The sequence below is a fragment of the Falsiroseomonas sp. RANM36 genome (genome assembly GCF_056682175.1).
In genome coordinates this window covers 326,314-340,152 of the sequence record NZ_JBWXTD010000006.1, presented here as the reverse complement: position 1 = coordinate 340,152, position 13,839 = coordinate 326,314, and the positions used below count along the sequence as shown (strand labels likewise).

General features: G+C 71.7%; 10 protein-coding genes. 8 read left to right on the top strand and 2 right to left on the bottom strand.

The genetic code is table 11. From position 1 onward, the window contains the following. Positions 1 to 306, top strand: a 306-nt coding sequence (locus AC1MIR_RS23155; protein ID WP_480030544.1) for a hypothetical protein, incomplete at its 5' end; no start/stop codon positions are given. A gap of 19 nt (positions 307 to 325) precedes the next feature. On the opposite strand, the gene AC1MIR_RS23150 is transcribed toward AC1MIR_RS23155, so the two are convergent. Further along, positions 326 to 1,333 (bottom strand): AI-2E family transporter, encoded by a 1,008-nt coding sequence (locus AC1MIR_RS23150; RefSeq protein WP_480030543.1) that lies wholly within the window; start codon positions 1,331 to 1,333, stop codon positions 326 to 328. Positions 1,334 to 1,422: 89 nt separating this feature from the next. Here AC1MIR_RS23150 and AC1MIR_RS23145 point away from each other — a divergent pair, with 89 nt between their 5' ends. The 3 genes from AC1MIR_RS23145 to AC1MIR_RS23135 all read left to right on the top strand — a co-directional run bounded on the left by AC1MIR_RS23145 (position 1,423) and on the right by AC1MIR_RS23135 (position 7,211). Further along, the gene (locus AC1MIR_RS23145) at positions 1,423 to 2,982 is read left to right on the top strand and encodes an alpha/beta hydrolase (protein WP_480030542.1); all 1,560 of its coding nucleotides are present in this window, start codon (positions 1,423 to 1,425) and stop codon (positions 2,980 to 2,982) included. Positions 2,983 to 3,057: 75 nt separating this feature from the next. Then, a complete protein-coding gene (locus AC1MIR_RS23140) occupies positions 3,058 to 4,149 on the top strand; it encodes an efflux RND transporter periplasmic adaptor subunit (RefSeq protein ID WP_480030541.1) in 1,092 nt (363 codons plus the stop codon). Then, on the top strand, positions 4,146 to 7,211 hold the full coding sequence (locus AC1MIR_RS23135; protein ID WP_480030540.1) for an efflux RND transporter permease subunit: 3,066 nt from the start codon (positions 4,146 to 4,148) through the stop codon (positions 7,209 to 7,211). Before AC1MIR_RS23140 ends, AC1MIR_RS23135 begins: the two co-directional genes overlap by 4 nt. On the opposite strand, the gene AC1MIR_RS23130 is transcribed toward AC1MIR_RS23135, so the two are convergent. Then, on the bottom strand, positions 7,157 to 8,278 hold the full coding sequence (locus tag AC1MIR_RS23130) for a helix-turn-helix domain-containing protein (protein WP_480030539.1): 1,122 nt from the start codon (positions 8,276 to 8,278) through the stop codon (positions 7,157 to 7,159). The genes AC1MIR_RS23135 and AC1MIR_RS23130 overlap by 55 nt on opposite strands. A 281-nt stretch (positions 8,279 to 8,559) precedes the next feature. Here AC1MIR_RS23130 and AC1MIR_RS23125 point away from each other — a divergent pair, with 281 nt between their 5' ends. The 4 genes from AC1MIR_RS23125 to AC1MIR_RS23110 all read left to right on the top strand — a co-directional run. Continuing rightward, the gene (locus AC1MIR_RS23125; RefSeq protein WP_480030538.1) at positions 8,560 to 9,792 is read left to right on the top strand and encodes a patatin-like phospholipase family protein; all 1,233 of its coding nucleotides are present in this window, start codon (positions 8,560 to 8,562) and stop codon (positions 9,790 to 9,792) included. Between the two features lie 219 nt (positions 9,793 to 10,011). Beyond that, positions 10,012 to 11,394 (top strand): M20/M25/M40 family metallo-hydrolase, encoded by a 1,383-nt coding sequence (locus AC1MIR_RS23120; protein WP_480030537.1) that lies wholly within the window; start codon positions 10,012 to 10,014, stop codon positions 11,392 to 11,394. After that, on the top strand, positions 11,391 to 12,923 hold the full coding sequence (locus AC1MIR_RS23115; RefSeq protein WP_480030536.1) for an AbgT family transporter: 1,533 nt from the start codon (positions 11,391 to 11,393) through the stop codon (positions 12,921 to 12,923). The genes AC1MIR_RS23120 and AC1MIR_RS23115 overlap by 4 nt, the downstream gene beginning before the upstream one ends. A 10-nt stretch (positions 12,924 to 12,933) precedes the next feature. Further along, on the top strand, positions 12,934 to 13,839 hold a 906-nt coding region (locus AC1MIR_RS23110), incomplete at its 3' end, for an SLC13 family permease (RefSeq protein ID WP_480030535.1).

Here is a 13,839-nt window from a genome sequence, read left to right as displayed (position 1 = left end):
GGGGGGGGGGGGGGGGGGGGGGGGGGGGGGGGGGGGGGGGGGGGGGGGGGGGGGGGGGGGGGGGGTTGGGGGGGGGGGGGGGGGGGGGGGGGGGGGGGGGGGGGCCCCCCCCCCGCGGCCGCGCCGCTGCCGCGGGGGGAGCCGGGCGCCACGCCGGGGCTGGTGCTCGATGCGATCCGCGACCTGCGCCGGGTCGGCGCGCATCTTGCCGCGGTGGCGCATCCGCTGCTCGAACGCCGGGGCGAACTGCTCGCCACGCGCCTTGCGCCCGGACCCGCGGCGGAGGGGCCGGGCGGCGGGTCCTAGCAGGCTGCGCCGCGGCGCATCAGCGCGGCGGCGGTTCCTCGCGGCCCGACATCAGGTCCGCGACCCATCGGCTGGCGGGGAATTCCTCGCACACCGTCAGCGCGGCGATCAGCACCGGCACGCCGATGAACGCGCCCGGGATGCCCCAGAGGAAGCTGCCCAGGAACACCGCGACCAGCACCATGAAGGGCGAGACCGCGAGCCGCGCGCCGGTCAGCCGCGGCTCGATGTAGCTGCCGCCGAGGAACTGGATCACCTGCAGCACCGCGAAGACGGTCAGCGCCACTTCCCAGGTGCCGAATTGCAGCACCGCGAAGATGGTCGGGAACAGGGTGGCGACCAGCGGGCCGATGAAGGGGATGTAGTTCAGCACCAGCGCGATCGCGCCCCATTCCGCCGCAAGCTCGAGCCCCATCGCCGCGGCGAAGGCCCAGACGGCGAGGCCCGTCAGCACGCTCATGAAGGTGCGCACCAGCATGTAGGTGCGCAGCTTCTGCGCCGTGCGCCCGGCCGCGCGCAGCAGCGATGCCGCGGCGCCCGGGCCGAGGCGCTGCATCTGCCGCGCCGCCACGTCCACCTCCAGCAGGCCGAGCATGACATAGACCAGGGTCAGCAGGATGAAGCTCAGCAATCCCTGCAACTGCCCGAGCACGCCCTGCGCAACGCGCACCATCCAGCGCGCGTCGAACTGCCCTGCCAGCGCGCCGGCCGCGGGAATGCCGCGTGCCTCCAGCCAGCCCATCTTCTGCGCGAAGAGCGCCTGCAGCGTCGCGGCATTCGCCACCACCGACTGGCCGACACGCCCGAAGGCCCAGGCCACCAGCAGCGCCAGCCCCAGCAGCGCGACCAGCGCCACGACCATGGTGATGAGCAGCGCGGCGATCTTCGGGATCCGCGCCTGCGCCCAGCCCTGCACCGGCCAGACCAGCGCGATGGTGAACACCGCGAAGACCACCGGCGCGACCACCGACTGCGCCAGCATGATGGCGCCGCCGAGCAGGATCGCCGTGCACAGTCCCAACATCATGCGCATCGCGCGCCCGTCCGCCATTCGCGCCTCGCTTCCCGCGGTGACGCCAGCTAGGATCAGTTGCGCAGGCGGTGCAAGGGGCCGGCATGAGCATACGCGCACGAACGGCGAGGCTGCTGCGTTGGACGCTCGGCGCATTCGTGCTGCTGCTCGTCGCCTTCTTGGCGCTGCGTGCCTACGATGTGCAGCGCGGCCCACAGCTGCGCCCGTGGCATGTCGAGGTGCCGCCGGAGATGGACCGCGCGGCGATGGCCACCGCCGGCTGGGATGCCTGGCTGGCGGCCGAGGCGCGCGCCTTCGAAGCGGTGCGGCGCGAGGTGACGGACCGGCTCGACCCCGAGGATCGCGTTCCGGCCAACCGCTACTTCGCCGGCAGCCCCCTCAACCCCGCGAACTTCGCGCAGGACTGGAACCGTTCCGTCATCCTGATGCCCGAAGGCCCGCCGCAGGGCGCGGCGGTGCTGGTGCATGGCATGACCGACGCGCCCTACAGCATGCGCCACCTGGCGGAGTTGTATCGCGCGCGGGGTTGGGTGGCGGTGGTGCCGCGCATGCCGGGCCATGGCACCGTGCCGGCCGGACTGACGGATGCCAGCTGGGAGGACTGGGCGGCAGCCACGCGGCTGGCGGTGCGCGCGGCGCGTGCGCGCGCCGGCGCGGGACGTCCGCTGCATCTGCTCGGCTATTCGAATGGCGGCGCGCTGGTCGTGAAGCATGCGCTGGACGCGATCGAGGATCCGACGCTCGACGCGCCGCAGCGCCTGATCCTGGTCTCGCCGATGGTCGGCGTGACGGCCTTCGCCCGCTTCGCCGGGCTCGCCGGGCTGCCCGCGCTGCTGCCGGCCTTTGCCGGCGCCGCATGGCTGGACCTGCTGCCCGAGTTCAACCCGTTCAAATACAATTCCTTCCCGGTGAATGCCGCGCGGCAGTCGCATTTCCTGACCGCGGCCCTGCAGGAGCAGACGCGACGGCTGGCCGCCGCCGGCCGGCTCGACGGGCTGGCTCCGGTGCTCACCTTCCAGTCGGTGGTGGATGCCACGGTCAGCGCCCCGGCGATCGTCACCGCGCTCTATGCGCTGCTTCCGGCGAATGGCAGCGAGCTTGTGCTGTTCGACCTGAACCGCAACGCCAGGCTCGGGCCGTTGATCTCGCCGCAGACCACGCTGGCGGTGGAGCGCCTGCTGCCCGCGCCGCCGCAGCGCTTCCGCATGACGCGCATCACCAATGCTACGCCCGATTCCGCTGCCGCGGTCGCGCATGTGACCGAAGCCGGCGGGACCGCGACGCAGGAGATCCCGCTCGGTCTCGCCTGGCCGCGGGAGGTCTTCTCGCTCTCGCACATCGCCTTGCCCTTCCCGGTGGAGGACGGGCTCTACGGGCTCTCGCCGGACCCGGCGGACCGCTTCGGCATCAACCTCGGCGCGTTGGCGGCGCGCGGCGAGCGCGGGGTGCTGGTGACCGGGCTCGACACGCTGCTGCGGATCTCCTCGAACCCGTTCTTCCCGTATCTGCGTGACCGTGTGGCCGAGGGCATTCCGCCGCCCGTCGCGACGCGGCTGGGGAATGGAACGCCCGGCGCAGGCTTGGGACGCGCCGCCGATGACGCCATGCGCGCCGGACCGGCAGATGCTGCCAGGATACGCTAGGAGATGCGCCGCGCGGCGCGCTTCTGGCTGCGGCGATCCCGGTGTAGTCTTCTGCCTGCCGAGTGGAAACAGGTCATGCGCATGCCGACAGCGTTGCCGAAGGGACGCCGAGCCCTGCTGCTGCTGCCCGCGCTGCTCGTTGCGTGCAGCGAGCCGGCGCCGCCGCCGCCGCCCGAGCCGCGGCCGGTGCGCGTCGTCACCGTGGAACCGCGCGGCGGCGGCGAGGTGGTCTCGCTGACCGGCACCATCCAGGCCGAGACGGAGGCCAATCTCGGCTTCCGCATAGACGGCCGGATGATCGAGCGGCTGGTCAATGTCGGCGACCGCGTGCAGGCCGGGCAGGTGATCGCGCGGCTCGATCCGACCAACGAGGAGAACAACCTGCGCGCCGCCCGCGCCGCGCTCGCCGCCGCCGAGGCGCAGCTGGCCGAGGCGCGGAACAACTACTGGCGGCAATCCGAGCTGCTGCGGGACGGCTGGACCACGCGCCAGCGCTACGACCAGGCGCTGCAGCAGCGCCAGACCGCGCAGAGCGCGCTCGATTCGGCGCAGGCCCAGGCCAACATCGCGGAGAACAGGCTCGGCTACACCGTGCTGGTCGCCGACGCCTCCGGCACCGTCACCGCGCGCGGGGCGGAGCCCGGGGAGGTGGTCGCGCCCGGCCGCATGATCGTGCGCATCGCCCGCCAGGGCGGACTGGACGCGGTGTTCGACGTGCCGCCTGTGATGAAGGACCGGGCACCGGCCAATGCCGTGATCGAGGTGGCGCTGACGCTCGATCCCTCGGTCCGCGCGCCGGGCCGCGTGCGGGAGGTCTCGCCCAGCGCCGATCCGGTGACCGGCACCTTCCGGGTGCGCATCGGGCTGCAGGATCCGCCGCCGGCGCTGCGCCTCGGCTCCACCGTGACCGGGCGCATGCAGCTCGACGGCGGCGCCGGCATCGCGATCCCGGCCAGCGCGCTGACGCGCAAGGACGACGCCCCGGCGGTCTGGATGGTGGACCCGGCGACGCAGACCGTCGCGCTGCGCAACATCGAGGTGCTGCGCCACGATCCGGCACGGGTGGTCGTCGCCTCGGGCCTGACGGAAGGCGAGGTGATCGTCACCGCCGGCGTGCAGGCGCTGCGGCCCGGGCAGAAGGTGCGCCTGCTCGGAACCGCGCCGTGATCGGCCCGAACCTCTCCGAGTGGTCCATCCGGCGGCCCTCGCTGGTCGTCTACTTCATGCTGGTCGCGGTGATCGCCGGCAGCATCGTGTTCTTCCGGCTCGGCCGGAACGAGGATCCGGCCTTCACCTTCCGCACCATGGTCGTCTCCGCCGCCTGGCCCGGCGCGACGATCGAGGAGACGCTGCTGCAGGTGACGGAGCGGCTGGAGCGCACGCTGCAGGAAGCGCCCAACGTGGACACGCTGCGCAGCTACACCATCGCCGGCCAGACCACGATCTTCGTGGAGCTCAAGGATTCCACCCCGCCGGCCGCGGTCCCGGACAGCTGGTACCAGGTGCGCAAGCGCGTCGGCGACATGCGCCACACCCTGCCGCAGGGCGTGGTCGGCCCCGGCTTCAACGACGATTTCGGCGACACATTCGGCGTCATCTTCGGCTTCACCGCGGACGGCTTCACCCAGCGCGAGCTGCGCGACGCGGTGGAGGGCGCGCGGTCGCGGCTGCTGCGCGTGCCCGATGTCTCGAAGGTGGAGGTTCTGGGCGCGCAGGACGAGGTGGTGTTCATCGAGTTCTCGCTGGAGCGGCTGGCCGGGCTCGGCCTGAACTACCAGGCGCTGGTCGCCGCGCTCAGGGCGCAGAACCTGGTGCAGCCCGCGGGGCTGGTGCAGACCGGCGAGGAGCGGCTCGCGATCCGCGTCTCCGGCGCGTTCCAGAACGAGCGGGACATCGCCGATGTCAGCTTCGCGGCCGGGGACCGGCTGGTCCGCCTGACCGACATCGCCGAGATCCGGCGCGGCTTCGCCGACCCGCCGCAACCGATGTTCCGCGTCAACGGCCGGCGGGCGATCGGGCTGGCGGTGGCGATGCGGGAAGGCGGCGACATCCTGGCGCTGGGGAAGAACCTGCGGCGCGAGATGGCGGCGATCACCCGCGACCTGCCGATCGGCATCGAGCCCTTCCTGGTGGCCGACCAGGCGCAGACGGTGGACACCGCGATCGGCGACTTCACCGAGAGCCTGTGGCAGGCGATCGTCATCATCATGATCGTCAGCTTCGTCGCGCTCGGCGTGCGCGCGGGCGCGGTGGTGGCGCTGTCCATCCCGCTGACGCTCGCGGTGGTGTTCCCGCTGATGCTGGCGGCCGGGATCGACCTGCAGCGCATCTCGCTCGGCGCGCTGATCATCGCGCTGACGCTGCTGGTGGACGACGCGATGACCACCATCGACGCGATGATCCGCCGCCTCGCCGCCGGCGACAGCAAGGCCGACGCCGCAACCTTCGCCTATCGCAACCTGGCCGCGCCGATGCTGACCGGCACGCTGGTCACCATCGCCGGCTTCGTGCCGATCGGCTTCGCCGCCAGCTCGGCCGGGGAATACACCTTCTCGATCTTCGCCGTGGTCGGCATCGCGCTGATCGTCTCCTGGTTCGTCGCGGTGCTGTTCGCGCCGCTGCTGGGGATGGCGATCCTGAAGGCGCCGAAGGCGGCGGCGAGCGCGGAGCCGGCGAAGCCGGGCGCCATCCTGCGCGCCTATGCCGGGTTCCTCGGCGTGGCGATCAGGCTGCGCTGGATCACGCTGCTGCTGGCGGTGCTCGCCTTCGCCGCCGCGGCCTATGCGATCCGCTTCGTGCCGCAGCAGTTCTTCCCCTCCTCCGACCGCACCGAGCTGCTGGTGGACCTGACGCTGCCGCAGAACGCCTCGATCCACGCGACGGAAACCGCGGTGCAGCGGCTGGACGCGGCGCTGGCCCAGGACCCCGACGTCGCGCACTGGTCGAGCTATGTCGGGCGCGGCGCGATCCGCTTCTACCTGCCCCTGAACGCCCAGCTTCCCAATCCCTTCTTCGCCCAGGCGGTGGTGGTGGCGAAGGACCTGCCGGCGCGGCAGCGCCTGCAGCCGCGGCTCGAGGCGCTGCTGGCGGAACGCTTCCCCGAAGCCGTCACCCGCGTCTATCCGCTGGAGCTTGGCCCGCCGGTCGGCTGGCCGGTGCAGTGGCGCGTGGTCGGACCCGAGATCGAGGCGGTGCGGCGCATCGCGCTCGATGTCGCGCAGGCCATCGCGGCCAGTCCGGATGCGCGCGACGTGAACTTCGACTGGATCGAGCCGTCGCGCCAGCTGCGCGTGGTGGTGGATCAGGAACAGGCGCGCCAGCTCGGGCTGAGTTCCGCCGCCGTCTCGGCCGTGCTGAACGCGGCGGTGACGGGCTCGGTCATCACCCAGATCCGCGACGACATCTACCTGGTGAACGTGCTGGCCCGCGCGACGGCCGCCGAGCGCCTCTCGCTCGACACGCTGCGTTCCATCCAGGTGCCGATCCCGGGCGGGCGCACGGTGGCGCTCGGCCAGTTCGTCACCTTCGAATACGGCCAGGAATACCCGCTGATCTGGCGCCGCGACCGGGTGCCCACGCTGACCGTGCAGGCCGATGTGCGCGCCGGCGTCCTGCCCGAGACCGTGGTGGCGGATGTGGCGCCGCGCATCGCCGCGCTGCGCGCCACGCTGCCGGCCGGCTACGAGATCCAGCTCGGCGGCATCGCGGAAGAGAGCGCGGCGAGCCGCGCCTCGGTCCTCGCGGTGGTGCCGGCGATGCTGGTCATCATGCTGACGGTGCTGATGTTCCAGCTGCAGAGCTTCGCGCGGCTGGCGATGGTGGTGGCCATCCTGCCGCTTGGCATCATCGGCGTGGTGCTGGCGCTGCTGCTGTTCGACCGGCCCCTCGGCTTCGTCGCCATCCTCGGCATCCTCGCGCTGCTCGGGATGATCGCGAAGAACGCGGTGATCCTGATCGTGCAGATCGAGCAGGACCGCAGCGACGGCCTCGGCCTGCGCGAGGCGGTGACGGCGGCGGCGACCTCGCGGCTCAGGCCCATGCTGCTGACGGCGCTGTCCACCGTGCTCGGCCTGGTGCCGATCGCGCCCACGGTGTTCTGGGGGCCGATGGCCTTCGCCATCATGGGCGGGCTGCTGGTGGCGACGCTGCTGACCCTTGTGGTGCTGCCGGCGCTCTATGTCGTCGCCTTCGACCGGCCGGGACGTCCGCCAGAGGCTGCGCGCGCCTGATCGCCACGCGGATCCAGCGCGGCGGCGAGGCCGATCCGCACCGGCGCCGCCATCGGCACCGGTGCCTCGCCGACGGCGGCGCGCGCGGCCAGCTGGCTCGGAGCATAGCCGAAATGCCGGCGGAAGGCGCGGCTGAAGGTCGAGGCGTCGGGGAAGCCCAGGCGTTCCCCGGTACGCCCGATATCCGCCTGCGGCCCGGCTGCGATCAGCGCGGCATGCGCCTGTTCGAGCCGCTCGGCCTGGATGGCCCGCGCCACGCCGCCGACCGCGGCGAAGCAGCGATAGAGCTGCGAGCGGGACATGCCGGCCAGCTTGCAGATCTCGGCCGGGCCGAGCCGCGGCGAGCCGAGTTCCCGGCGGATGATCGCCAGCGCGCGCGCGCGGCGCGCCGTTTCGATCTCCGCCTTGCCGGTGGCGGGTCGGTCGCGCGTGGGCAGAAGGCAGCCTTCGAGCAGCCCGGCGATCGCGGCTTCCAGCCGCGGCGCGTCCCCGGCGGCCATCCGCGGCAATCCCGTGGCGATCCGCTCCAGCATGTCGGCGAGCACCGCGCCGAGCGGCCCCTGGATGGGCCCGCTGGCCTCGGGATCGAGCAGGCGAAGGCGCTCCGGCATGGCGTCGCGCGGCACGAACAGCGCGATCCAGTCGATGTCGTCGCGATCGCCCTCGAAGCTGCGCGCGAGGGAGAACAGGTGCGGCACGCGCGGCGCCAGCACCGCCTCATGGCCGCCGCTGCGAAAGCGGTGCCGGCCCGAGAGGGTCATGCTCACCACCCAATGGTCCAGCCCGTCCTGGCGGATCATCTGCGGTGTGCGGCGATAGGCGGCCGCTTCCGCCACCACGCGTGAGACGGCGAAGCGGCCGGGCGTCCAGACGGTCGCCTTGGCGCGGTAGCCCTTCGCCGGGTCGCTCGCCGGCATCATCTCCACCACCGGCAGGCAGCGCGCGCGCCAGGCGGCGAACTGCTCGGCAGGCGGCAGGCCCTCGGTCGCGTAGTGGACGTGCGGGATTCCGTTGAGATCCGGCGCGATGCTTGCGGGCTCTGCGATGGGTGGTTCGATCGACGGCATGTCCCTGCATCAGGGTCGGCGCATGGCCGGCGCCGCAAGGGCGCGAAGTTAAGGCGATCGCCATGTCGCAGCCAAGAGAATGAGCGGGCGGCGGGACGCGGGGCTCATTCCGGGGACAGACGGGGCGGTGGCCGAGGACGTGCGGGGCTGTCACGGACCGGTCATGCGGGCTGCGCGTTGAGTCCAGGCGCGCTTCGGCGCTAGGGTCGCGCCTCCGCGTCCGACGGTGAGGACCCCATGGCCGCGCTGCGCATCCCCCGCCTTCCGCTCGCGCGGCCTGCATGAGGGCGCTGCGCCGGGCCGCTGCCGTCCTGCTGGTTCTCGGCCTGGCCGGCTGCGCGAATTTCGCGCGCCTCGACCCGCCGCCGATCGCCGAGGTCGAGCGCAAGGCGATCCTCGGCGTCCCCAATGCGCGCATGATGGCGGATGGCGACGCCGGGCCGTGGGAGGAGGAGGCAGCGGCCGCGATCGCGCGCCGCCTCGCCGCGGAGGCGCCGGCGCGCGGCGCGCCGCTGCGCCCGGCGAACTACCTGGCGCTGTCGGGCGGCGGCGACAACGGCGCCTTCGGCGCGGGCCTGCTGGTCGGCTGGACCGAGGCGGGCACGCGGCCGGAATTCGATGTCGTCACCGGCATCTCCGCCGGCGCGCTGATCGCGCCCTTCGCCTTCCTCGGCCCGGCCTACGACGCGCAGCTTCGCGCCGTGTTCGCGGAGGTGGCGCCGACCGACATCGTCGTGTTCGGCCGCATCCTCACCAGCGTGCTGTTCGGCGAGGCGCTGGCCGACACCTCGCCGCTGTATCGGCTGATCTCGCGGCATGCCGACCAGGCGATGCTGGATGCGATCGCGCGCGAGTACCGGCGCGGGCGGTTGCTGCTGATCGGCACCACCAACCTCGACATCCGCCGCCCCGTGGTCTGGAACATCGGCGCCATCGCCGCCAGCGGCCATCCTCGGGCACTGGAACTGTTCCGCGAGGTGCTGCTGGCTTCCGCCTCGGTGCCCGGGGCGTTTCCGCCGGTGTTCGTGGATGTCGAGATCGAGGGCCGGCGCTTCCAGGAAATGCATGTGGACGGCGGCGCGACCACGCAGGTCTTCCTCTATCCGCCCTCGTTCGAATTGCGCCGGACCGCCGCCGCGGCGGGCGCGGAGCGGCGGCGCACCGCCTGGGTGGTCCGCAACGGCCGGATCGACGTGGAGGGCGCGCAGACCGACCGGAACGTCTTCCGCATCGCCCGGCGCTCGGTCGAGACGCTGCTGCATTTCAGCGGCATCGCGGACATCCACCGGATCTACCTGACGATGCAGCGCGACGGCGTCGCCTTCCGCCTCGCCGCCATCGGGCCGGAGTTCAACGCGCCCCGCAGCCAGCCTTTCGACGCGGACTACATGCGCGCGCTGTTCGAATACGGCCGGGCGCGCGGGCGCAGCGGCGCGGCCTGGGTGGACCGTCCGCCGCCTGTCGGCATCATCATGCCGGAGGAGCAGCCGGGCCTGGCTGCCGCCGTGCGATAGATCGGGGCCGCTGCGGTGCGGGCGCGGCGCGTCGCCGACCTCTGCCCCGAGGGCGGGCCGCCGAGGACGGCGTCCGGTGCCCGGACGGGGCGCATAGGGATGGGACGCCATGGCGTATGCCTGCGCTTCGGCCCGGGACTAGGCTATAATGGTGGCGTTGCGCGCCGGTCGGTGCCGGCTGCGCCGCTGCTTCGACGCGCATTCTGCGGGAGGACGCGCATGCCCGAGCTCGACAAGGTCCTGGCCCATATCGACGGCGATTTCGAGCAGGCGCTGGAGCGGCTGTTCGCCGTGCTGCGCATCCGCTCGATCTCGACCGATCCGGCCTATGCCGCGGAGTGCAAGCGCAACGCGGAGTGGCACGCCGAGGACCTGCGCGCCATCGGCTTCGAGGCGAGCGCGCGACCGACCGCCGGCCATCCGATCGTCGTCGGCCACCATCGCAAGGGCAGCGGCCCGTCCGCGCTGTTCTACGGCCATTACGACGTGCAGCCGGTGGACCCGCTGGAGCTGTGGCAGGACGATCCCTTCGACCCGAAGATCAAGACGCTGCCCGACGGGACCAAGGTGATCGCGGCGCGCGGCGCGGCGGACGACAAGGGGCAGCTGATGGCCTTCGTCGAAGCCTGCCGCGCCTGGAAGGCGGTGACCGGGAGCCTGCCCGTCCCGGTGACGATCCTGCTGGAGGGCGAGGAGGAATCGGGCGGCGCCAACCTGCCCGGCTTCCTCGATGCGAACGCGAAGGAGCTGAAGGCCGATATCGGCCTGATCTGCGACACCAACATGTGGGATCCCGAGACGCCGGCGATCGTCACCATGCTGCGCGGCCTGTGCGGCGAGGAGATCACCATCCACGCCGCCGATCGCGACTTGCATTCGGGCTTCTACGGCATGGCCGCGGCCAACCCGAACCGCATCCTGGCGAAGATCCTGGCCGATCTCTACGACGCGGATGGCCGCGTCACGCTGCCGGGCTTCTATGACGGCGTGCCGGAACTGCCGGAGAGCCTGAAGGCGCAGTGGGACACGCTGGGCTTCACGGTGGAAGGCTTCCTCGGCCCGATCGGCCTCTCGGTGCCGGCCGGCGAGAAGGGCTACAGCGCGCTGGAGCAGACCTGGTCGCGCCCGACCGCCGAGATCAACGGCATGGGCGGCGGCTACCAGGGCGAGGGCTTCAAGACCGTCATCCCCGCGCAGGCCTCGGCGAAGATCAGCTTCCGCCTGGTCTTCGACCAGGATCCGCACGCCATCCGCAAGGCGTTCCGCGAGCATGTGAAGGCGCGCGTGCCGGCCGATTGCCGCGTGGAGTTCAATGCGCACGGCTCCGGCCAGGCGATCCGCTTCCCGGACACCGACCCGGCCTTCGCCAAGGCGCGGCAGGCGCTGTCGGACGAATGGGGCAAGCCGGCGGTCTTCATCGGCAGCGGCGGCTCCATCCCGGTGACGCACCAGCTCAAGACCGCGCTCGGGATGGATGTGATCCTGGCCGGCTTCGGCCTGGACGACGACCGCATCCACAGCCCGAACGAGAAGTACAACCTGGAGAGCTTCCGCAAGGGCATCCGCTCCTGGGCGCGCATCCTGGAGGCGCTGTCGCGATGAGCGAGGCCGCCGCGCCGAAGGGCGGGATGCAGAAGCTGCTCGACTGGGTGGAGCGCGTGGGCAACCGCGTGCCGCATCCGGTGATGATTTTCGTCTATCTCATCGCCATCGTGATCGTGCTCTCCACGATCCTGTCCGTGTTCGGCGCGAGGGTCAGCTACCAGGCGTACAACCCCGCCACCGGCGACATCGAGCCCGCCTTCACCGAGGCGCGGAGCCTTCTGACCATCGAGGGCATCCGCTTCATGTTCACCGGCGTGGTAGGCAACTTCATGGGCTTCAACGCCGTCGGCGTGATCATCGTCGCGATGGTCGGCGTCGGCGTCGCGGAGGAATCCGGCCTGGTGAAGGTGCTGATCCGCAAGCTCGTGATCGTCGCGCCGAGCTGGGCGCTGACCTATATCCTGACCTTCGTCGGCATCGTCTCCTCCATCGCCGCCGATGCGGGATACCTGGTGCTGATCCCGCTGGCGGCGGCGGCCTTCATCTCGGTCGGGCGGCATCCGCTGGCGGGTCTTGCGGTGGGCTTCGCCTCGGTGGCGGCGGCCTTCCTGGTGAACATCCTCATCACGCCGGTGGACGGCATCCTGACGGAGATCACCAACGACGCGATCCGGCTGGTGAACCCTAACCTCTCCATCGACCTCGCGGCGAATGTCTGGTTCTCGATGGGCTCGGTGGTTCTGCTGACGGTGCTGATCGTGTTCATCACGGAACGCATCATCGAGCCGCGGCTCGGCCCCTATACCGGCGACTACCAGGTGCCGGGCGAGAACGTGCTGACGGAGGCCGAGTATCGCGGCCTGCGCATGGCCGGCCTCGGGCTGCTCGGCGCGCTCGGCTTCATCGCGCTGCTGACGCTGCCGCCGGGCGCGCCGCTTCGGCATCCGGAAACGGGCGCGATCATCGGCGCCTCGCCCTTCATGAACAGCCTGATCGTCTCGATCTCGCTGATCTTCCTGGTCTGCGGCATCGCCTTCGGGCGCGGCGCGGGCACCATGCGCACGACGAACGACGCCATCGCGGCGATGCAGAAATCGATCGGCGGGCTGGCGGGGCTGATCCTGCTGCTGCTGGTGATCAGCCAGTTCATCGCCTTCTTCAACTACACCAACATGGCCACCCTCGCCGCCGTCTCCATGGCGAAGGTGCTGGAAGCGCTGGCGCTGCCCTCCATCGCGCTGCTGCTGGGCTTCGTGGTGGTGGTCTTCCTGCTGGACCTCATCATCACCGCCGCCATCGCGAAATGGGCGATCTTCGCGCCGGTCTTCGTGCCGCTGCTGATGCAGCTCGGCGTGGAGCCCGAGGCGGTGCTGGCGGCCTATCGCGTGGCGGACAGCCCGGCGAACGCGATCACGCCGCTCAATGCCTATTTCGCGATGATCGTGACCTTTGCGATCAAGTATCAGAAGGAGGCCGGCGTCGGCACGGTGATCGCGCTGATGCTGCCCTATGTGATCTGGCTCACGGTGATCTGGACCGCGTTCCTGGCGGGGTGGTACCTGCTCGGCCTGCCCTGGGGCCTGTGAGCGTCAAGGCATGAACGACATCCTGGTCCTCGTCGCGATCATCCTGGCCGCCGTGGTCCTGTTCGTCTGGAACAGGATCCCGGTCATCCTGGTCGCGCTCGGCGTCGGGATGGCGCTCTATGCCAGCGGCATCCTCACGCTCGGCCAGGCGCTGGCGGGGTTCGGCGACCCGGCGGTGATGTTCATCGCCACGCTCTTCGTGGTGAGCGCCGCGCTGGACCGCACCGGCGTCACCGCCTGGGCCGGCCAGGCGCTGATCAAGGGCGCCGGCGAGGACAACCGTCCGCGCCTGATGACGCTGATCGCGCTGCTGGTCGCGGTGCTGACGGCGCTGATCAGCCTGAACGGCGCGGTGGCCGCGCTTCTGCCGGTGGTGGTGGTGATGGCGATCCGGCTCGGCCGCGCGCCGTCGCAGCTGCTGATGCCGATGGTCTTTTCCGCCCATGCCGGGTCGCTGCTGGCGCTGACGGGCTCGCCGGTGAACGTGCTGGTCTCCGAGGCGGCGGCCGATGCCGGGGCCGGCGGCTTCGGCTTCTTCGAATTCACCATCGTCGGCGTGCCGCTGCTGCTCGGCACCATCGCGATCGGCATCCTGCTGGGCACGAAGCTGCTGCCGCATCGCGGCGGCCCCTCCATGACGGCCGATTTCAGCCGCCACGCGGTGACGCTGGTCGAGCAGTACGGGCTTTCGCGCGACGTCTTCCGCATGCGCATCCGCGCGACCTCGCCGCTGGTCGGGCAGCCCACGGCCAGCCTCGACCTCTCGCCCTATGAGGGCATGCGCCTGCTGGCGATGCAGGAGAGCGATAGCGGCGAGCGGCTGCGCCGCGCGCGCGTCGCGGGAGGCGGCCCCCAGCAGATCGCGGGCCCCCCCGAAACCCCCCCCCCCCGCCGCGCCCCGCGGCCCCAGGCGGGG

What these genes read in the sequence shown, in the direction of transcription:
- AC1MIR_RS23120 (WP_480030537.1), top strand. Translation starts at nt 10,012, where the DNA reads ATGCCCGAGCTCGACAAGGTCCTGGCCCATATCGACGGCGATTTCGAG.
- AC1MIR_RS23115 (WP_480030536.1), top strand. Translation starts at nt 11,391, where the DNA reads ATGAGCGAGGCCGCCGCGCCGAAGGGCGGGATGCAGAAGCTGCTCGAC.
- AC1MIR_RS23125 (WP_480030538.1), top strand. Translation starts at nt 8,560, where the DNA reads ATGAGGGCGCTGCGCCGGGCCGCTGCCGTCCTGCTGGTTCTCGGCCTG.
- AC1MIR_RS23150 (WP_480030543.1), bottom strand. Translation starts at nt 1,333, where the DNA reads ATGATGTTGGGACTGTGCACGGCGATCCTGCTCGGCGGCGCCATCATG.
- AC1MIR_RS23140 (WP_480030541.1), top strand. Translation starts at nt 3,058, where the DNA reads ATGCGCATGCCGACAGCGTTGCCGAAGGGACGCCGAGCCCTGCTGCTG.
- AC1MIR_RS23130 (WP_480030539.1), bottom strand. Translation starts at nt 8,278, where the DNA reads ATGCCGTCGATCGAACCACCCATCGCAGAGCCCGCAAGCATCGCGCCG.
- AC1MIR_RS23145 (WP_480030542.1), top strand. Translation starts at nt 1,423, where the DNA reads ATGAGCATACGCGCACGAACGGCGAGGCTGCTGCGTTGGACGCTCGGC.